Source organism: Bradyrhizobium sp. CB3481 (assembly GCF_029714305.1).
In the GTDB taxonomy this organism is placed as follows: Bacteria; Pseudomonadota; Alphaproteobacteria; order Rhizobiales; family Xanthobacteraceae; genus Bradyrhizobium.
Genome location: NZ_CP121647.1, coordinates 839757 through 858656 on the forward strand (window position 1 = coordinate 839757; position 18900 = coordinate 858656).

At 63.7% G+C, this 18900-nt stretch carries 24 protein-coding genes and 1 tRNA gene; 18 read left to right on the top strand and 7 right to left on the bottom strand.

What is annotated here, in order from left to right:
• Positions 1–198 precede the first annotated feature (198 nt).
• The 13 genes from murA (at position 199) to QA643_RS04010 (ending at position 10980) form a co-directional block, all read left to right on the top strand.
• Complete coding sequence (gene murA / locus QA643_RS03950) at positions 199–1488, top strand: UDP-N-acetylglucosamine 1-carboxyvinyltransferase (RefSeq protein WP_283031901.1); 1290 nt, start codon at positions 199–201, stop codon at positions 1486–1488.
• Between the two features lie 31 nt (positions 1489–1519).
• On the top strand, positions 1520–1972 hold the full coding sequence (locus QA643_RS03955; protein WP_283031902.1) for a DUF2948 family protein: 453 nt from the start codon (positions 1520–1522) through the stop codon (positions 1970–1972).
• A 195-nt stretch (positions 1973–2167) separates the two neighbouring features.
• Positions 2168–3463 (top strand): histidinol dehydrogenase, encoded by a 1296-nt coding sequence (gene hisD, locus QA643_RS03960; RefSeq protein WP_283031903.1) that lies wholly within the window; start codon positions 2168–2170, stop codon positions 3461–3463.
• On the top strand, positions 3460–3963 hold the full coding sequence (locus QA643_RS03965; protein ID WP_283031904.1) for a UPF0262 family protein: 504 nt from the start codon (positions 3460–3462) through the stop codon (positions 3961–3963). The genes hisD and QA643_RS03965 overlap by 4 nt, the downstream gene beginning before the upstream one ends.
• A gap of 39 nt (positions 3964–4002) precedes the next feature.
• Entirely contained in the window at positions 4003–4467 is a 465-nt protein-coding gene (locus QA643_RS03970; protein WP_283031905.1) for an arsenate reductase ArsC, read from the top strand.
• Between the two features lie 319 nt (positions 4468–4786).
• Complete coding sequence (locus QA643_RS03975; protein ID WP_283031906.1) at positions 4787–5410, top strand: Maf-like protein; 624 nt, start codon at positions 4787–4789, stop codon at positions 5408–5410.
• Complete coding sequence (gene yacG, locus QA643_RS03980) at positions 5400–5594, top strand: DNA gyrase inhibitor YacG (protein WP_283031907.1); 195 nt, start codon at positions 5400–5402, stop codon at positions 5592–5594. Before QA643_RS03975 ends, yacG begins: the two co-directional genes overlap by 11 nt.
• Before the next feature lie 139 nt (positions 5595–5733).
• Positions 5734–5809, top strand: a tRNA-Phe gene (locus QA643_RS03985).
• A gap of 159 nt (positions 5810–5968) precedes the next feature.
• The gene (locus QA643_RS03990) at positions 5969–6490 is read left to right on the top strand and encodes an NUDIX domain-containing protein (protein ID WP_283031908.1); all 522 of its coding nucleotides are present in this window, start codon (positions 5969–5971) and stop codon (positions 6488–6490) included.
• Positions 6487–6909, top strand: coding sequence for a DUF1810 domain-containing protein (locus tag QA643_RS03995; RefSeq protein WP_283031909.1), 423 nt, complete (start codon positions 6487–6489; stop codon positions 6907–6909). The genes QA643_RS03990 and QA643_RS03995 overlap by 4 nt, the downstream gene beginning before the upstream one ends.
• A gap of 384 nt (positions 6910–7293) precedes the next feature.
• Entirely contained in the window at positions 7294–9936 is a 2643-nt protein-coding gene (locus tag QA643_RS04000) for an EAL domain-containing protein (protein WP_283031910.1), read from the top strand.
• A 273-nt stretch (positions 9937–10209) separates the two neighbouring features.
• Positions 10210–10419, top strand: coding sequence for a DUF2945 domain-containing protein (locus QA643_RS04005; RefSeq protein ID WP_283031911.1), 210 nt, complete (start codon positions 10210–10212; stop codon positions 10417–10419).
• Positions 10420–10431: 12 nt separating this feature from the next.
• The gene (locus QA643_RS04010) at positions 10432–10980 is read left to right on the top strand and encodes a DUF488 domain-containing protein (RefSeq protein ID WP_283031912.1); all 549 of its coding nucleotides are present in this window, start codon (positions 10432–10434) and stop codon (positions 10978–10980) included.
• A gap of 173 nt (positions 10981–11153) precedes the next feature.
• On the opposite strand, the gene QA643_RS04015 is transcribed toward QA643_RS04010, so the two are convergent.
• Complete coding sequence (locus QA643_RS04015; protein ID WP_283031913.1) at positions 11154–11450, bottom strand: HigA family addiction module antitoxin; 297 nt, start codon at positions 11448–11450, stop codon at positions 11154–11156.
• Positions 11451–11600: 150 nt separating this feature from the next.
• Between QA643_RS04015 and QA643_RS04020 the strand changes: the two genes are divergently transcribed.
• Together QA643_RS04020 and QA643_RS04025 are read left to right on the top strand one after the other, a co-directional pair.
• The gene (locus QA643_RS04020) at positions 11601–12248 is read left to right on the top strand and encodes a LemA family protein (RefSeq protein WP_283031914.1); all 648 of its coding nucleotides are present in this window, start codon (positions 11601–11603) and stop codon (positions 12246–12248) included.
• A 22-nt stretch (positions 12249–12270) separates the two neighbouring features.
• Positions 12271–14007 carry a M48 family metalloprotease gene (locus QA643_RS04025; RefSeq protein ID WP_283031915.1) on the top strand — a complete coding sequence of 579 codons (1737 nt, stop codon included), beginning with the start codon at positions 12271–12273 and terminating at the stop codon, positions 14005–14007.
• Between the two features lie 231 nt (positions 14008–14238).
• Here QA643_RS04025 and QA643_RS04030 read toward each other — a convergent pair whose 3' ends face one another.
• The gene (locus tag QA643_RS04030) at positions 14239–14544 is read right to left on the bottom strand and encodes a hypothetical protein (protein ID WP_283031916.1); all 306 of its coding nucleotides are present in this window, start codon (positions 14542–14544) and stop codon (positions 14239–14241) included.
• A gap of 486 nt (positions 14545–15030) precedes the next feature.
• Here QA643_RS04030 and QA643_RS04035 point away from each other — a divergent pair, with 486 nt between their 5' ends.
• Positions 15031–15315: a hypothetical protein gene (locus QA643_RS04035; RefSeq protein WP_283031917.1), complete on the top strand. Its 285-nt coding sequence runs from the start codon at positions 15031–15033 to the stop codon at positions 15313–15315.
• Positions 15316–15471: 156 nt separating this feature from the next.
• Here QA643_RS04035 and QA643_RS04040 read toward each other — a convergent pair whose 3' ends face one another.
• The 3 genes from QA643_RS04040 to QA643_RS04050 form a co-directional block, all read right to left on the bottom strand.
• Positions 15472–15699: a hypothetical protein gene (locus tag QA643_RS04040; protein ID WP_283031918.1), complete on the bottom strand. Its 228-nt coding sequence runs from the start codon at positions 15697–15699 to the stop codon at positions 15472–15474.
• A gap of 85 nt (positions 15700–15784) precedes the next feature.
• Entirely contained in the window at positions 15785–16087 is a 303-nt protein-coding gene (locus QA643_RS04045) for a hypothetical protein (protein ID WP_283031919.1), read from the bottom strand.
• Positions 16088–16160: 73 nt separating this feature from the next.
• Positions 16161–16451 carry a hypothetical protein gene (locus QA643_RS04050; protein WP_283031920.1) on the bottom strand — a complete coding sequence of 97 codons (291 nt, stop codon included), beginning with the start codon at positions 16449–16451 and terminating at the stop codon, positions 16161–16163.
• Between the two features lie 196 nt (positions 16452–16647).
• Between QA643_RS04050 and QA643_RS04055 the strand changes: the two genes are divergently transcribed.
• Together QA643_RS04055 and QA643_RS04060 are read left to right on the top strand one after the other, a co-directional pair.
• The gene (locus QA643_RS04055) at positions 16648–16836 is read left to right on the top strand and encodes a hypothetical protein (protein WP_283031921.1); all 189 of its coding nucleotides are present in this window, start codon (positions 16648–16650) and stop codon (positions 16834–16836) included.
• Positions 16837–17050: 214 nt separating this feature from the next.
• Positions 17051–17341 carry a hypothetical protein gene (locus QA643_RS04060; RefSeq protein WP_283031922.1) on the top strand — a complete coding sequence of 97 codons (291 nt, stop codon included), beginning with the start codon at positions 17051–17053 and terminating at the stop codon, positions 17339–17341.
• Positions 17342–17430: 89 nt separating this feature from the next.
• On the opposite strand, the gene QA643_RS04065 is transcribed toward QA643_RS04060, so the two are convergent.
• On the bottom strand, positions 17431–17673 hold the full coding sequence (locus QA643_RS04065; RefSeq protein ID WP_283031923.1) for a PilZ domain-containing protein: 243 nt from the start codon (positions 17671–17673) through the stop codon (positions 17431–17433).
• 132 nt (positions 17674–17805) lie between these two features.
• Positions 17806–18828, bottom strand: coding sequence for an aldo/keto reductase (locus tag QA643_RS04070; protein WP_283031924.1), 1023 nt, complete (start codon positions 18826–18828; stop codon positions 17806–17808).
• Positions 18829–18900 lie beyond the last annotated feature (72 nt).

Below are 18900 nucleotides of genomic sequence, written 5' to 3' on the forward strand. Positions count from 1 at the left end.
CCGGGGCGATGCACAGCATCGAACGCCCCTGAGAATCTCGAGGTTCTCAGGGGCGCAAGGGCGCCCCGTAGTTCGCTCACTTCGTGAGCGCCCCGGAATGACCGACAGCGGGCGGAACACCTCACCCCATCAAATCGCCGCAAATCTCACCGCTTCTGCTGCCGACGGCGCTCATGATTTGTGCAGCAGGGGGATGGCATGGACCGCATTCGTATCGTCGGCGGCAGCAAGCTCAACGGCACCATCGCCATTTCGGGCGCGAAGAATGCGGCCCTGCCGCTGATGATCGCCGCTCTCCTCACCGAGGAGACGCTGATCCTGGACAACGTGCCGCGGCTCGCCGATGTCGCGCAGCTGCAGCGCATCCTCGGCAATCACGGCGTCGACATCATGTCCGCGGGCAAGCGGTCCGGCGACCGCGCCTACCAGGGCCAGACCCTGCACATTTCGGCGGCCGACATCATCGACACCACCGCGCCCTATGAGCTGGTGTCGCGGATGCGCGCCAGCTTCTGGGTGATCGCCCCGCTGCTCGCGCGCATGCATGAGGCCAAGGTCTCGCTGCCGGGCGGCTGCGCCATCGGGACGCGGCCGGTCGATCTGTTGATCATGGCGCTGGAGCGGCTCGGCGCCGAGATCGCCATCGACGGCGGCTATGTCGTGGCGAAAGCCCCCGGCGGCCTGCGTGGTGCGGCCATTGATTTCCCCAAGGTGACGGTGAGCGGCACGCATGTCGCGCTGATGGCGGCGACGCTGGCGAAGGGCACGACGACCATCAGCAATGCGGCCTGCGAGCCGGAAATCACAGACGTTGCCGACTGCCTCAACAAGATGGGCGCGCGCATCACCGGTGCGGGCACGCCGCGCATCGTGGTCGAGGGCGTTGAAAAGCTGCATGGCGCGCGGCATACCGTGCTGCCCGACCGGATCGAGGCCGGCACCTATGCCATGGCGGTCGCTATGACCGGCGGTGACGTGCAGCTTTCCGGCGCCCGGCCGGAACTGCTGCAGTCCGCGCTCGACGTGCTGAGCGCGGCCGGCGCCACCATCACCGTCAACAATGACGGCATCCGGGTTATCAGGAACGGCGCCGGCATCCGGCCGGTGACGGTATCGACCGCGCCGTTCCCGGGTTTCCCGACCGATTTGCAGGCGCAATTGATGGCCCTGATGACCTGCGCCGGCGGCGCCTCGCAGATCACGGAGACGATTTTCGAGAACCGTTTCATGCATGTGCAGGAACTTGCGCGGTTCGGCGCGCGTATATCGCTGGATGGCGAGACCGCGACCATCGACGGCACCGCAAAGCTGCGCGGTGCGCCCGTGATGGCCACGGATCTGCGCGCCTCGGTATCGCTGGTCATCGCCGGCCTTGCCGCCGAAGGCGAAACCATGGTCAACCGCGTCTATCATCTGGACCGTGGTTTCGAGCGGCTGGAGGAGAAGCTTTCGGCATGCGGTGCTTCGATCCAGCGCATCAGCGACTAGCGCCGGGATCGGAACTGGTTAGGATTCTGGGATGCCAGCAGATCCGCTGAAACTGATTGCACTCGACGCCGACGACCTCGCGGTCATCTCGGCCCATGTGCAGGACGCCCGCGTTCAGGCCGCCGACATCGTCTGGCGGCAGGACGAAAAGCGGCTGGTGGTCGGCATGTTCAGGCTCGACTGGGAGCAGACGCTGTCGGGTGGAACCGAGCCGCGCCGCCTGATCGCCGCGCTGCGCTTCGACCGCGTGCTGGCCTGCAAGTCGCGCAATATCGACCTTCAGCAGCCGGAAGCGGTGCTGGAACTGGTCGGGATCGAATTCTATCCCACAGATAGCCCCGGCGGCAGCGCGCTATTGCTGTTCGCCCATGGCGGCGCGTTGCGGCTCGACGTCGAATGCCTGGAATGCGAGCTCACCGACCTCGGCACCGACGATCTCGGCACCGCCGGTGCCGCCCTGGCCCCGACGGGGCCGGCGGGGTAACTCCGCTGCCGTAGGGTGGGCAAAGGCGCGACAGCGCCGTGCCCACCATCTTTATCCCTCATAACCCGCGTTTTGGTGGGCTCGCTTCGCTTAGCCCACCCTACGGCGCCGGTTTCCGGGCCCGCCAAGGGTTGACGGCCCTTGGCCGGCGCGCCATTGAGCAAGGGTCTTTCGAACTCGCCTCAGAAAGCCCCCATGCCCGTTCGCCTGGATACCAGCAGCGCCGATTTCGCCCAGCGTTTCAAGCAATTCCTCGCCGCCAAGCGCGAGGTGTCGGCCGATGTCGAGCGCGCCACGCGGGCGATTGTCGACGACGTGGCGGCCCGCGGCGACGCCGCCCTGATCGAGGCGACCAAAAAGTTCGACCGGCTTCAGATCGACGCTGGCGGGCTGCGCGTGACCGCCGAAGAGATCGACGCGGCCGTGAAAGCCTGCGACGCCGCCACCGTCGACGCGCTGAAATTCGCCCGCGACCGCATCGAGGCCTTCCACAGGCGCCAGATGCCGAAGGACGAGCGCTTCACCGATGCGCTAGGTGTCGAGCTCGGCTGGCGCTGGAGCGCGGTCGATGCGGTCGGGCTCTACGTGCCCGGCGGCACCGCGGCCTATCCGTCCTCGGTTCTGATGAATGCGGCGCCGGCGAATGTCGCCGGCGTGCCGCGTGTCGTCATGGTGGTGCCGGCGCCGGACGGCAAGCTCAATCCGCTGGTGCTGGCGGCCGCCCAGCTCGGCGGCGTCTCCGAAATCTACCGCGTCGGCGGCGCACAGGCGGTGGCGGCGCTGGCCTATGGCACCGCGACGATCGCGCCGGTCGCCAAGATCGTCGGTCCCGGCAACGCCTATGTCGCCGCCGCCAAGCGGTTGGTGTTCGGCAAGGTCGGCATCGACATGATCGCGGGACCTTCCGAGGTGCTGGTCATTGCCGACGCGACCTCCAATGCCGGCTGGATCGCCGCTGATCTCCTGGCGCAGGCCGAGCACGACGCCAGCGCCCAGTCGATCCTGATCACCGACAGCGCGCAGCTTGCCACTGAGGTCGAGCATTCGGTGGAATCCCAGCTCGCGACGCTACCCCGTGCCGATATCGCGCGCGCCTCGTGGAATGATTTCGGCGCCATCATCATGGTCAGGAAGATCGACGATGCCGTCGAGCTCGCCAACGCCATCGCCGCCGAGCATCTCGAAATCATGACGGCGGACGCCGAAGCGCTGTCCGCAAAAGTCCGCAACGCCGGCGCGATCTTCCTCGGCGCCCATACGCCGGAGGCGATCGGCGATTATGTCGGCGGCTCCAACCACGTGCTGCCGACCGCGCGCTCGGCGCGGTTTTCGTCCGGGCTCGGCGTGCTAGACTTCATGAAGCGCACCTCGATTCTCAAATGCGGGCCGGACCAGTTGCGCGCGCTGGGGCCTGCCGCGATGACCCTGGGCAAGGCCGAGGGACTTGACGCTCACTCACGCTCCGTCGGACTGCGCCTCAATCTGCCATGAACAAGCCGCCACCAGACGATGACCAGCACAACCGCATCGTCGCGGTGACGCTCGACGAGGAATCGATCGGCCGTTCCGGGCCCGACATCGAGCATGAGCGCGCGATCGCGATCTATGACCTGATCGAGCAAAACCTGTTCGCGCCGGATGGCGACGTGCAGGGCCCGTTCACGCTGCACATTGCGATAACCGGCAACCGGCTGATGTTCGACATCCGCCGCGAGGACGGCACGCCCGTGGTTGCGCATCTCCTATCGCTGACGCCGTTCCGCCGGATCGTGAAGGATTACTTCATGATCTGCGACAGCTACTATCAGGCGATCCGCACCGCGACCCCCGACAAGATCGAGGCGATCGACATGGGCCGCCGCGGCATCCATGACGAGGGCTCGCGCACGCTGCAGGAGCGTCTGAAAGGCAAGGTGCGCGTCGATTTCGAAACCGCGCGCCGCCTGTTCACGCTGATCTGCGTGCTGCACTGGAAGGGGCAGGACGCATGACAAGCCCGTCAGCGGCCCGCACGAGAGAAGCCTGACCGCATGGATGCGCCCCGCGCGCGCAATCCGCAGGCCGTGCTGTTCGCGTGCGGCCTCAACAGCGTGCGCTCGCCGATGGCGGAGGCGCTCCTCAAGCAGATGTTCCCGCAGGCGCTCTATGTGAAATCCGCCGGCGCCCGCAAGGGCGAGCTCGATCCGTTCGCGGTCGCCGTGATGGCCGAGCTCGGCCAGGATATTTCCTCGCACAAGCCGATGACCTTCGAAGAGCTGGATGACTGGGAAGGGCTGAACTTCGACCTCATCATCACGCTGTCGCCGGAAGCCCACCACAAGGCGCTGGAGCTGACGCGGACGATGGCCGCCGACGTCGAATACTGGCCGACGCCCGATCCGACCACCGCCGAAGGCAGCCGCGAGCAAAAACTCGCCGCCTACCGCGAAGTCTGCGACGGCCTCTCGATGCGCATCCGCCGAAGGTTTGCCAAGGCAGGGGCGGCGAGCGGGTAGTTCCTCACCGTCGCCTCCGCAAGCGCGATAGGTGAGAACCTCTCAACTTGTCGCCCCTGCGAACGCAGGGGCCCATACACCGCGGCCGGCGGAAGGGGCAAGCGGAAAGACGGCTTCGGTTCAGCAAGCGACAGCGGTAGTCGGCAGAGTGTTTGCGACCGCGCGCCGTCGAGGGATCACGCGGTATGGGTCCCTGCGTTCGCAGGGACGACGAAAGATACGTAATAACAACCACTTGCCCCCCGGTTGTGGAATGAAGCACCTTCCGATAGTTTCCGCGCGCGTTCCCACCCGAATCCCTTTCCCGACAAAACCCAGCATGCTTGGCCGTCCCAAACTCGTTCTTGCTTCCGGTTCGCCGCGGCGGCTCAGCCTGCTCAACCAGGCCGGCATCGAGCCTGACGCACTGCGCCCGGCCGATGTCGATGAGACGCCGCGCCGGGGTGAGCTGCCGCGCGCCTGCGCCAACCGCCTCGCCCGTGCAAAAGCCGATGCGGCGCTGAAATCCGTCCAGCTCGACGACGAACTGCGCGGCGCCTTTATCCTCGCCGCCGACACGGTGGTCGCGGTCGGCCGCCGTATCCTGCCCAAGGCCAATCTGGTCGACGAGGCCGCGCAGTGCCTGCGGCTATTGTCGGGCCGCAATCACCGCGTCTACACGGCCATTTGCCTGGTGACGCCGAAGGAGGCGTTCCGCCAGCGCCTGATCGAGACGCGGGTGCGCTTCAAGCGGCTCAGCGAGGACGACATCCAGGCCTATATCGGCTCCGGCGAATGGCGCGGCAAAGCCGGCGGCTATGCCGTGCAGGGCATAGCTGGTTCCTTCGTGGTCAAGATGGTCGGCTCCTACACCAACGTGGTCGGCCTGCCGCTCTACGAGACCGTCACGCTGATGGGCGGGGAGGGCTTTCCGATCCGCTTCGGCTGGCTCAATGCCAGCTAAGCCGCCCGAGGAGGGTGGCGGGGCCAAGCCGCCGCCAAAACCCTGCCCGGTCTGCGGCAAGCCGGCCGTAACAGCCACGCTCCCGTTCTGTTCCAAACGCTGCCGCGACGTCGACCTCAACCGCTGGCTCTCCGGCCGCTACGTCATTCCCGGCCGCCCGACGGACCCCGAAGACGCAGAATAATGGTGGTTCGCCAAATATTTGGGGACAGGTGCGAAGCCGGGCCGCGCCCAGCGAAGCCGAAGGCGAAGCTGGGTGGACAGGCGCTTCCGACCTCTCTATAAACCGCCCGCTCGGTGAAGCTTTTTGGGCTCCCGGGTATGCCCAGGTAGCTCAGTTGGTAGAGCATGCGACTGAAAATCGCAGTGTCGGTGGTTCGATCCCGCCCCTGGGCACCATTCCTCTAGCCGACATCCCCGTCCAAAATCGATTGCCTCGACGAGCGGCACAGCGCGTCGCTGGGTAGGCTCGGGCGCACAATGGGCCGATAACGGGCTTTTCTCCGCGCGGGATGCGTTTGACCCGGGTGCGCGGTACGTGCGGCAAGCGTAGCCTGGATGGGCTACTTGCTGGAGCAGGGATCATTGAAGGCACCACGTCGATCACCTCTGAGCGCGGGCATCCTGATGTACCGTTGCAGCGGGACGGGGCTGGAAGTCCTCCTCGTGCATCCGGGCGGACCTTACTGGCGACGCAAGGACGAGGGCGCATGGTCGATCCCGAAGGGAGAGATGGACGGAGAGGAGGATGCCCGCGCCGTTGCGAGGCGTGAATTTGCCGAGGAGACCGGCGCCGTGCTTGCGGGTCAGCCACTCGAACCGCTGGGCGAAATTCGCCAGCGTGCTGGAAAGCGGGTGATCGCCTTCGCCGTTGAAGGCGATCTGGATGTTCACGCCATCCGGAGCAATACGTTTGAGATCGAGTGGCCGCCGAGAAGCGGCAAGCTGCAGGTATTCCCGGAGATCGATCGCGCGGAATGGTTTGACCTCGCTGCGGCACGGGCCAAGATTCTCGAAGGCCAGCGGCCGCTGCTCGATCGGCTTGCCGAGCTTGTCGGCCAATCAGGAACGCCGCCATGAATGATCCATTTGATCTGAATCGTTTTGTCGATGCGCAAGCGCCCGTTTACCGGCGCGTGGTGGCCGAGTTGAGCCATGGCCGCAAGCAAAGCCACTGGATGTGGTTCATCTTCCCTCAGCTCGCCGGCCTCGGCTCTAGCGAAATGGCGCAGCGCTATGCGATCGCCTCGCGCGACGAGGCGATCGCCTATCTCAAGCACGACATCCTGGGGCCTCGGCTTCTCGAATGCACCGCTCTTGTCAACGCCGTTGACGGCAAGACCATTCGGGAGATTCTCGGCAGCCCTGACGATATGAAATTTCGCTCGTCGATGACCCTGTTCGCCGCGGTGTTTTCCGATCCCGCGTTTCCTGCCGCGATCGCCAAATACTATGGCGGTGTGGCCGATCACCGAACGCTCGAGCTGCTTGGCGGTTAGCACTCGTAGCCCGGATGAGCGAAGCGACATCCGGGTTTGTTGTGCTGATCCCCGCACATCGCTTCGCTCATGAGGGCTACTCGCTGCGGGCGGGCAAGCAGCATGCCTCACCCTTGCGTCGTGACCGCCGCCCCTCCACCTCACCGCTAACCCCGTGATCTTACGGAGGTTTAACAAAACATTGAGGCTATGCGGGAACAGAAACTTAAGGCTGCCGACGCTAGCGTGACAGCATTGCAAATCTCGGCGGTGCCTGGCCGCGACCAACGTGGAGTTCGAGAGCTTCAGGCGGAGATATTCGATGTCATATTGGCCGGCGTTGCCATGCTCTGAGAATTCAACCGAGCGACTCTGGCTTGCGGGAAATCGCAAGCCGTGATTCCCGTGCGCCGATTTATCCGCAGAGCTGCGAAAGGATTTTTTCGCAACGCCCCGCTGCAGGCCGCATTGTTCTTCCTGCCGCTGGTCTGGATCGGCTATTTCGCGATCACGTCGTCGGAGCGGACGGACGCGTTGCAGCAGGCGCGCGCGCATGTCGACAGCGTCGCCGAACTATTCGAAGAAAACACCGAGCGAATATTCGAACGGGTCGATCAATCGCTGCGGGTCGCGCGCGCGCTCTACGCACAGGATCCCGCCGGCTTCAACCTGAAATTCTGGGCCGATAAAACGCAGATGGCGAGCGGCGACGTGGTCCAGTTCGCGCTGATCGGGCTGAACGGCTATTTGATCGATACCACGGCCGCCTATTCCGGCCCGCCGCTCTATCTCGGCGACCGCGAGCACTTCATCAAGGCGATGGACATGGCCGAGGACCGGCTCTATGTCGCCAAACCCGTGCTCGGACGCGCCTCGAACAAATGGACCATCCAGCTCGCGCGAAAGCTGTTCGACCAGCGCAAAAACCCGGCGGGCGTTATCGTCGGCTCGATCAGCGTCGACCTGATCGGCAGGTTCTACGACACCGCAAAGCTCGGCGCCGGAGGAACCCTCGTTCTGAGAAACGCCGACTACGTCGTGCTCGCCGCGCGGGGAATAGACCAGGGCACGGTGCTGGGTCAGCGCAATCCCGGTCACGTCGAGCGCGAGCTGCGGGACGGCGCCTACAGCCAATACTGGAATTGGAGCGGCAACGAAGGCCGGGCGAACCGCAGCAACAGGCTCATCACCGCACGCAGGTCCAGCACTCTTCCATTGATCTTTACCGCCGGCATTTCGGAGCAGGAGATCTATTCGCGGGTGCAAGCCCGGCAGAAAATCTATCTCAGCGGCGCTCTGCTGCTCACCTTCATCATCCTGATGGCGACCGCGCTGCATTGGCGGCGACAGAAGGCGCTCGACCGCACGCAGCGCGAATTGCGCGATTTCGTGAGCAAGTTCGAGGACGCGCTGCGAAATCTTCCGCAAGGCCTCAGCATGTTCGACGGTAACGATCGCCTGATCGCGTTCAACCGGCAATGGCTCGATGCCTATGGGCTTTCGCCTGACGAGATCAGGATCGGGATGGACTTCCGGCAGGTGTTCGCCAAGCAGGACGCCGTGCGCGATCTCGATGCCTATCTGGCCGACCTCAAGCAGCGGCTCGCCAGGTCAGAGCAGGTCTCGAACACGGTGCAGTTTCCGGACGGGCGGGCGATCTATATTTCCTATGGACGGCGCGAGGACGGAGGCTGGGTTGCGACGCATGAGGACATCACCGAGCGCAAGGCTTCCGAGGACCGGATCGAGCGGCTGGCCCACTATGACAGCCTGACCGGCCTTGCCAATCGCAACCTGTTCAGGGCGTCGCTCGACTATGCGCTGGAGAGGTATTCGCAGGCTCAAACGCCGTTCGCCGTGCTCTTGCTTGATCTCGACAAGTTCAAGTTCGTCAATGACGCACTCGGCCACCAATGCGGCGATGCGCTGCTGAAGCAGGTCGCGGGTCGAATCAAGGCGCAAGCCATCGATTTCGATATGGCGGCCCGGATCGGCGGCGACGAGTTTGCGCTGGTCATGACGCCGGAGCTGTCCGCCCCGCAGGACGGCGCCGCCGCGCTGGCCGAGCGGCTGGTCCAGACCATTGCCGAGCCCTATGAGATAGACGGTCACCCGGTCGTGATCGGATGCAGCATCGGCGTCGCCATGGTGCCCGAGCATGGCACCCGCATCGATGAAATCCTCCGCAATGCCGATCTGGCGCTCTACAAGTCGAAGAATGCCGGCCGCAATTGCTTCCACCTCTATTCACCCGAGCTCAAGGCCGCAGCCGATCAGCGCAACATTCTTGAAATCGAGCTGCGCGAGGCGATCTGGCGCGATGAGATCGAGGTGTTCTATCAACCGGTGTTCGAGCTGGGTACCGGCCGCGCGAAGTCCGTCGAGGCGCTGGCGCGCTGGCGCCACGCTGTCAGAGGCGTGATCGCTCCCGCCGAATTCATTCCGGTTGCGGAAGAGGGCGGGCTGATCGTCGAGCTCGGCAATCTCGTGCTCGCCAAGGCGTGCCGCGACGCGGTGGCACTTCCTGAGGATGTCAAGGTGGCGGTCAACCTGTCTGCGCTGCAGTTTGCCAGCGGCAACCTCGTCGAATCGGTGATGCGGGCGCTGGCCGACAGCGGACTTGCCGAGACGCGGCTGGAGCTCGAGATCACCGAGAGCGTTTTTCTCGCCGACAGCCAGGAAAACCTCAAGAGGCTGGAGCGGCTCAGGCAGCTCGGCGTTTCCATTGCGCTCGACGATTTCGGCGTCGGCTATTCGTCGCTGTCCTATCTCACCGCCTTTCCGTTCGACAAGGTCAAGATCGACAAGTCCTTCATCGACAGGATCGGCCGCTCCGAGACCGTTGCCGTTCTCGGATCGGTCGTTCAGCTTGCAAGGACCTTGAACCTCTCGATCGTCGCCGAAGGCGTCGAGACCCGTGAACAGGTCGAGAAGATCGGCGCGCTCGGCATTGCGCTGGGCCAGGGAAATTTCTTCAGCGAGCCGGTGCCGTTCGGCAAGCTGTCGCTGCAGGCGCTGTCTGAGCGGCAAAGACAGGCCGTGGCGTAGCGGCGAGGTCCGCGGTATGTTTAACCCGAAACGGCTGAACTCGTCTTCGGCGGTTCGAGATCGTGGCGTGCCTAAATGTTCATCCAGGACGCCGCGCCGGTCTTGATGAATTTCTTATTACGGTGACACTGTCACCGTCATCCCTGATGTGAGGGCGCTATGCGCCATCGCGCGGGAACTTGATGGGCCAAAAATCGTTTGGGCCGGGCGAAGCTCATCTACTCTTCACGGCTCGTTCCTGGCCACACTTCCGCGCCTGAAGGACGTTTCAAAATGGCCAAGAAGTTTAAGGTCGGCGATCATGTCAAATGGAATTCCGAGGCCGGTCGGGTCTCGGGGACCATCATCGCCATTCACACCCGTGATTTCGACTACAAGGGTCATGTGCGTCACGCCTCGCCGGACGATCCTCAATATGAAATCAAGAGCGACAAGACCGACCATATCGCAGCCCATAAGGGCAGCGCGCTCGATCATGCGTAGCGAAGGCAGCGCGTGACGCTTCCGTTCTTCACGATCGGCCATTCCAATCGAAGCCTCGAGGAGTTCGTTGCACTCTTGACGGGAGACGAGATTGACCTGGTCGCAGATATCAGAACGGTGCCGCGGTCGAGAACCAATCCGCAATTCAACAAGGATACGCTTCCCGAAACCTTGGCGCCCTACGGCATCGCCTATGAGCATGTGGCAGCGCTCGGCGGTCTTCGCGGTAAGACACGAAGCCTGCCTCCGGCCATCAACGGTTTCTGGACCAACGAGAGCTTTCATAACTATGCCGATTATGCACTGTCGGCGCAGTTTCACGCAGGCCTTGTGCATCTGCGCGACGAGGGGCAGCAGCGACGTTGCGCGATCATGTGTTCGGAAGCGGTATGGTGGCGCTGTCACCGTCGCATCGTCACCGACTATCTCATTGCGTGCGGGGAAACCGTTTTCCACATCATGGGGCAGGGCCGCCTGGAGCCCGCCCGCCTTACGCAAGGCGCCGTCGTTCAACCCGACGGAACGGTCGTCTATCCCGCTATGAATCAGCCGGACTCATGACCCCGGATGGATGCCGTTTGAGAATCGCGAGCCGCAGAGGTGGTGAAGAAAGAAGGAACGTGGCGATCGCGACCAGGCGTAGCCCGGATGAGCGAAGCGACATCCGGGTTCTGTTAGTTGCGCTGATCCCGGCATGTCGCATGCGCTCATGCAGGCTACTTGCTAGACCTCGCTCACGCCGCCTTGTAAGCCGCGATCTTCTTGATCTGCGGCGCGAGTGCATCTTCGGCGGCTTCGAGATCGTAGCGCGACTGAATCTTCATCCAGAACGCCGCCCCGGTCTTGAAGAACTTGCCGAGCCGCAGCGCGGTATCGGCCGTCACGGGCTTTTCTTCCCGCGCGATGCGTTCGATCCGGGTGCGCGGCACGTGCAGCGCAGCGGCGACGGCGTAAGGTGTCAGCTTGAGCGGAACGAGAAATTCTTCCCGCAAGATTTCGCCGGGGTGAATCGGCGGAAGTTTCTCTGCCATCTGCGGCCTCTCAGTGATGGTCGGTGACCTCCGCTTGCTGCCTTTAACCGAAGTCACTCAAATCTTTACAATTTGAATTGTCGCCGGTGCAGAATCTTAGCCGGTGGAATGTACAGGTTTCCGAAAAACTCATTTCAGGAAACCATTATCATGCCTTCAGCCTCCGGCGAAACCTTCCTTCAAGCGATCGACTTCTCCGGGCGCCTCGTTCGCGCCGCCAATTTTGCGCTGGATCACTGGTGGCTGTGGCTTCTGGCTGGCGCCGCGCTCTGGCTCGCGCTGAAGATCCGTTCGCATCACGCGCTGATCGGCCAGCTCGACGAGCGGGCGGATGCCGCGTTCGGCGATGTCGATGCGCTCTTGATCGAGCGCCACACGCTGATCGGCAATCTGGTCGAGGTCGTCCGCGCCTTCGCGGCGAAGGAGCATGACGTGATCCGCGACGTGCTGGACTCCCGTATCGATGCCCTGGAAGCGCTCAGCAGCGGCGGTGGGGTGATCCAGACCGATACGCAGATCGCCAACGTGCTGCAAAACCTCTTCACGGTCAGCGAAAAGTATCCGGCGCTGGCCAGCGCCGCGCATTACTCTACGCTGCGCAACGACCTGATCCGGATCGAGGATCGCATCACGGCGGCGCGAAAATTCTACAATCTGGCGGTCGAGGAATTGAACGGCGTTCGCCGCGCTTTCCCCGGCAATTTGATCGCACGGATGGGTGCCAATACCGCGCGCGAAAAGTTCACCCTCGGCGAGCGGCGCTCGGAATTCGCCGAGCCGGTCAAGGTCAACCTCTGATCTTCCTTAAGGGGCCGGCGCCATGGCGGTTCACGGCTACATCACGCATGCCGCGCACAACCGGCGCTGCACGGCATGGCTGGTGCTGGCCTATATCGTCTCCTTCGAGGTGATCGGCGCGTTCGTGCTGACGATGCCGCTGCTCATGTGGGATCAAGAGCACACCATCCTCTCGAACCCGGTCGGTTATGCCGTCCGCTACGCGCTGCCGATCGCGGCGCTGACCGGCTTCATGTTCTGGTGGATGTACCGCGGCCATGCCAGGGCCGTGACGCAGGCGCTTGGCGTGCGGATCGTCTCGCGCCAGGACGAGCCGCGCTTCGTAGCGATTGCCGAGGAGCAGTGTACAGCGCTCGGGGTACGTCTGCCGCGCTTCGGTGTGATCGACGCGAGCGAGCCTAATGCCGTGACGGTGGGCGAGGGGCCGACAGCGGGGTTGATTGCGGTCACGCGCGGTCTGCTCGAGCGGCTCGACGATGACGAGCTGGCGGCGGTTCTCGCCCATGAGGCCTCGCACATCCGCCACGGCGATACGAAGCTGCTGGCCGCAAACCACGCGCTGATGCGAACCGCCGTCATCATGCGGATGAACAATCCGCTGCGGTTCGAGGACTGGCGGCAGATGATCATCGTGGTGGCGATTCCGCCCATGCTGATCGTGCTGCTCGCCGGCACTGCGGCGTCGACGCTGTCGCTGCGGCTCGCACGCGCGGCGCGGCGCAGCCTGAAGCTGGGCCGCGATTACGTTGCCGATGGCGAGGCGATCAGGGTCACGCATTTTCCCGAAGCCTTGATCAGCGCCATCACCAAGATCGGCGGCCGCGGTGTCTTCCACGGCAGCGCGCGTGTCGAGGGCCTGCTGTTCGACGGCCCGGCCGATCACGACGGCGGCAGCCATCCCAGCGTCGACGACAGGCTGGACGCCATCGTGGCGCTGGGGGGCGAGCTGATGAATCCCGCGCGGTCGCGGCGCGACAGCCGCGGCCCGGCACAGCCGCAGTTCGGGCGGCGTCCGCGATCGGTCGCGTTGAATTATCCGCTCGATGCGTCGGGCAAGCCGCTCGAGAAGCCGCGGCCGCCTGCTACCAACATCTTCCTGCTGTATCTCACCGATCGCGAGACGTTTCGCGAATACCACAACGCCTGCATCGCCTGGGAAGAATGGCAGCTCAACGAGCGCCGCAATGTCATCGGCCTGGCGCCCAAGCTGATGATTCCGCTCGCCGCGAGCTGCGTCGTCGCGCTTTACATCTACTGGCCAAAGGACGGCAATCTCACCAGGCTGGTCGGCACGTTCAATCCCGCCGAGATGGTCGACATCGCCCGCATGGTCAATTCCGGGCCGTTCTGCTCCGGTCCGTCCTATCCGGACGGGAAATGCCCGGGGGCCAAGGACAAGCCGGTGCTTCCGCCGGCGAATGCCTATAAGGTTGCCGAGCCGCCGGCGAACCGCGGCGGCACGTTCAATAGCCAGCGGCCGGGTGGCATGGTCGATTCATCGGCGCGCGCCGGCGAGCGTTCGGAGCTGCCGTCGAACACGATGCCGCTTCTGTTGTTCACATTGGTGCTCATTGGAATCTTCAGACCAAAACTGCTGCGGCGCATCTTCGGCCATGTCGAGCCGAAACAAATCATCTCGCGCCCGCCCGCGCCCGATCCCATCACGACAGCCAGTTTTGAACGGGCAAGCCCGCCGCCCCCGCCGTGGCGGCAGGACGTTCACAGCCCAGCCCGGGAGTTCGGGCGCCGAAAGGCTTGAGCGGGCGATCTAAGCTAGAGCACGAAGAAATTAGATTTTGATTGCGCCCACGAAGCAGGTGCGCTCCCTCTCCCGCTTGCGGGGGAGGGCTGGGGTGGGGGTGTCTCCGCGGGCGATGCTGCCCGAGTGGAGAGAGCCCCCACCCGGCGCTTCGCGCCGACCTCCCCGCAAGCGGGAGAGGTTAAGCCGGTCTGCGGCCGGCCTATCGAGCCAGACAACATCATGCTCTAGCTAAAGCCGCAGCGCCCTCTCGACATTGCTGTGAAACTTGGCGCGTTCGGGCCCATGGCGATCGAGCGCAGTGGCGAGCTTGATCAGTCCGCTGCCAGCGGCCGAGGGATCAAAACCGAACGGCTTGATCGCAATACAGGCCGCCCTCTCACTTTCGGCGAACGCCAGCATCTGCGAGGCCAGATCACGCAAGATGCCTTGTGCCTCGCGAGCTTTTTTCAGGTCCCGATCGTATTGTCTTATCTGCTCTGACGTGACGCAGGTCTCGCGCGCCTGCGGCGTCGGGACATCGCCCAGAGCCAGCATTTGCTGGCGCACGGTCCGCCTGAGATCGAAGAATTTTCGAACGGGTCGGCCAACGAGCTCAAGCGCAAACCACGTAAACGCGCCGGCCGTGGCGACCGAAATAAAGATCACGTACCAAAGCATTGGCTGACCGCATGCGCCATGTCGGCCGCGATCTAAGCATATTGGAAGCGGTTCCGACCACACCAAGCGTGTTCATCGCCAGATTTTTCCCGCGCCAATGATGCCATAGTGCCGGTGATTTGCCCGACATGTCAAATGCGTCGCAAATGTGCCCGCCACGACGAGCAGATGCCGGCTACTGTGCATGGGGTTGTTTTCGATATTTTTGTTGGGCGAGCCCCAAGGGTGCGGCACGCAGGGTGCTGCCTCCGTTTGAGCCGGGCGGTTTGTCCGTCCATTCGTGGCTCTCATGCGCGCCACTGCCGAGTGAGCCGTAGGAACAGTTTTGCCGATTCGTGCCTTAACCTTCATTAGGAGGTACTCATGGCAGCACGACAACCAGCATGGAAGCGGCAGGGATCACCGATCGGCAAGATGGGGCCGCGCAAGGCAAATCCGAAGTACAAGCGCCGCTCGCGCCAGCCCTGGAGCGACAAGGAAGTGAAGCAGCTGCGCTCGCTGGCCAAGGCGAACACGCCGACCGGCGTCATCAGTCTCAAGATGCAGCGGCCGCCCGCGTCGATTGCGAGCAAGGCACAGCGCGAGGGGATCTCGCTGCGGCCGGTGAACCGCTCGCCGTATAATCGGCGAAAGACGGCGCGGCGCTAGCTGGCGGCCGCGTCGGCGGGCTTCGAGGATCGGGCTTTCGAAGATTTGCCCTTGAGAGGCGCTTGGCTTTCGCCAGGCTCCTCGCGCCCGTCCGCATGATTTCTCGTTCAACCGCGACAAGGCTGTCGGAAATGTTCCGGTCCTAGGAGGCCGTTCCTAGGAGGCCATGGGCAGGCCTTGCTCTGCCCTGAAGCGCTGGTAGGCCGCAATCGCCTTGTTGGATAGCAGCAGCGGTCGCCGCTCACCGTGCCGCATCATCGCCTCGATGGTGTCGAGCAGATGCTGTGCGGTCTGATCGGGGTTTCCGAGCTCGCCCGTCGCTTCCAGATAGTCCCAGGCGATCTGGAAGGCGTTTGCAAGGATGGCTGGCGTTGTCCCGGTCATGAACAACGAACGTCGTCAGCACCGCCCTGTTCCCAAGCCTGGCCTCGGTTTTGCGCAGTCCATCCGCGAATCGTCGGGCCGCGTGCTACATCCGGATATCCGGCCTGAACAGCGCCCGCACCGTCCACTTCATCTGCGGTTGGCTCTGCCTGACGCAAAAGCGTCCGTCGACGACCGGCACCTTGATGACCGAGGTGCGCTTGTTGCCGCAGCAGTGCTGCATGCTGTCGGGAAAGCCCGGCTGGTAGATGTAGAAGCGGGCATAGAACGGCTCGACGGTGACGACGAGATCGAGCGAATGCAGGCCGCGCGGAATCTTGCCGCTGATATCGAGCAGGCGGTCGCCGGGATTGCAGGCCAGAGCTGCCGCGGTCAGGAGCCATTTCATCCGGGCAGAGTAGATGATTCGCGCGGACGGAAAGGGTGGGCGGGATGATCAGCGCGTGATGCCGGCCTCGCGCCTAAAATCCAAAGATGCTGAAGATCGCCCCGAAGATCGCCGCGATCACGGCGACGATGCCGAAGACGACGGACGCCACCGCATCGAGCAGCAGTTCGACCACATCGGAGAGGTTGCTTGCGGCAACGATCAAAACGCAGCAGGTGGTGCCGATCAGCATCGAGACGACCATGCTGAACATCGTGATCCACAGCGCGGTGAAGACCAGGCCGCCGAGAACGACCGCCACCGCAATGCGGCGGACGGAACTGCTGTTCGATACAGGCCGGGCGGCTGGCTCTGGCGAATTCATGACGGGCAATCCTTGAGGGGCCGATGATCCGGATTGTCGCCACCTGGGCGGAAAAGGTTCACCCCTTCAGGGTGCGAGGCCTTGAAATGGCTGATTTCCGCAGCGAAATGCCTGAAATGGCCTGATATCAACGGGACCGGGCGCGACACGAGCGGGCCTGATAACGCGACACGAGCGGGCCTGATAAGGTGCATCCATGACCGAATGGTATTTTGTCTGGGTCGAAGGGCTGCGCGGCCCAATGCCGCAGAAATGGTCGTCGGAGGGGCTCTGGGGCCAGATCGGCCGCCAGGACGTCATCGTCCGCTTCGCACTTGATGATGCCGAGGCGCATCTTCCGATCGATGAATTGGCAAAGCGCCATCCCATTCCCGACCGGAAATAGCTGCCCGCTTCGCGAGCAACGTGTCCCGTGCTGTTCCCCGCCGCTGTTCAGAGCATTTCGAACCGCGCATGGCGGAACATTGCCAATTTAATTCCGTTGCCGGGTTGAAGTGGCGGAAACAACCCCCACTGTCCCGAATTCAATCGCGCCCAGATCGAGCGGGTTGAAACAACCACAAGCCAAGTGGATCAGAAGCCAAGTGAAGGAGTCGTGCATGAAATTGAACTCGGCACAGGTGGAACGCGCGTTGACGCAATTCGAGGCCCAGGCGTTGCCCGACGATCATCCGGTGGTTCCGCAACTGAGCAGCATGTTTGGCGATCACACGTTCTTCATCGACAGCGGCGGCCTCAACGTGCTTGAGCCTGCCGAGACGTCCGAGCCGGAAACGCCGGTCGGCATGATCGTCAACCTTGCCTATTGGAGCGACGAAACGCTGACGAAACTGTCGCCGCACGAGCCCGAGCCGACGGGCGTCATGATCAACCTCGAATCCAGGCACTGACGCCGCGAGGCCGATAGCGCGAGACTGGATCGCCTAGCAGATGTGTCGCGTGCGGCTGCGTGCCGCGCGCGGCGATACGCGCATGTCCGTCAGAGGTCGAAATGAACCCCGATCCGCGTGTCCTTCCGCCAGACGACGCGGCATGGCACGTGGATGTGGTCGGCCTCGATCAGCAGCGTGAAGTGCTCGGGAACGCCGACGGGAGAGCTGACTTCGAGCGCAGCGCCGGTTTCGGAAAGGTTGCGCACCGTGCAATCGATCGCGCCGCCGCCGAACGACATCTTGCCCGCCTTCAAAAACCGACGCCGTGGTGCTGTTCTGTGCTCGTCCACCGCATGGACCTCCGCCATGAGCCGGCAAGAATGCGCCAACAGCGTTACTATCCCGTTACTGCGCCTTCGATCTGCTATGCAACGAAAGGTGGTGGCCGATGGGAGGGCCCGCACTAGCCTCCAGGCCTGGCTCTAGCGGCCAGCTCTGCCCGTCCGCGCGCGCCGTCCCTCGATCGGATAGGCCGGGTCGTTGAAGCCCGGCGTCGATGGGTGGCCGCTGACGACGAGGCGATCGACCAGCGCCTCGTCCTCCGCCGTAAAGCGGTAGTCGAGCGCCCTGATGTAATCGTCCCATTGCGCTTCCGTGCGGGGACCTGCGATCACCCCGCTCACGAAGGACGAGTTCAGCACCCATGAAACGGCAAACTGCCCGGCCGTAATGCCGCGGGCCTCGGCGTGCCGCTTGATCTCTTGCGCTAGCTTCAGCGATTCCGGCCGCCATTCGGTCTGCATCATCCGCTTGTCGGCGCGGCCGGCGCGGGTTTCCTTGTCCGGTGCGGCGTCCGGCGCGTACTTGCCGGTCAACACGCCGCGCGCCAGCGGGCTATAGGGCACGATGCCGAGGCCGTAATAGCCGCAGGCCGGAAAATGCTCGACCTCGGGCATGCGGTTCATCGCGTTGTAATAGGGCTGGCTGACGATCGGGCGGTCGATGCCGTTGTTGTCGCAGATGTTGCAGATCTCGGCGACGCGCCAGGCGCGGTAGTTGGAGACGCCGAAATAGCGGATCTTGCCCTGGCGCATCAGGTCGCCCATCGCGCGCACCGTCTCCTCCAGCGGCGTCGCGTGATCCTCCTTGTGCAGATAGTAGACATCGATGACGTCGGTGCCGAGCCGCGTCAGACTCTCCTCCGCCGCCTGCATCACCCAGCGCCGCGACAGCCCGCCGCGATTGGGATCGTCGCCGATCTGGTTGGCGAGCTTTGTGGCGAGGATCCAGCCCGTGCGCTGGTTCGAGATCGCGCGGCCGACCACCTGCTCGGACTGGCCGCCATTATAGGCGTCGGCGGTATCGATGAAGTTGATGCCGGCCTCGCGCGCCTTCGCGATGATGCGCGAGGAAGTGGCTTCGTCGGTGGGGCCGCCGAACATCATGGTGCCCAGACAGATCGGCGAAATCTTCAGGCCGCTGCGGCCGAGTTGGCGGTATTGCATCGGGTGTGTCCTCTATGCTGGGCCGTCATTCCGGGGCGATGCGCAGCATCGAACCCGGAATCTCGAGATTCC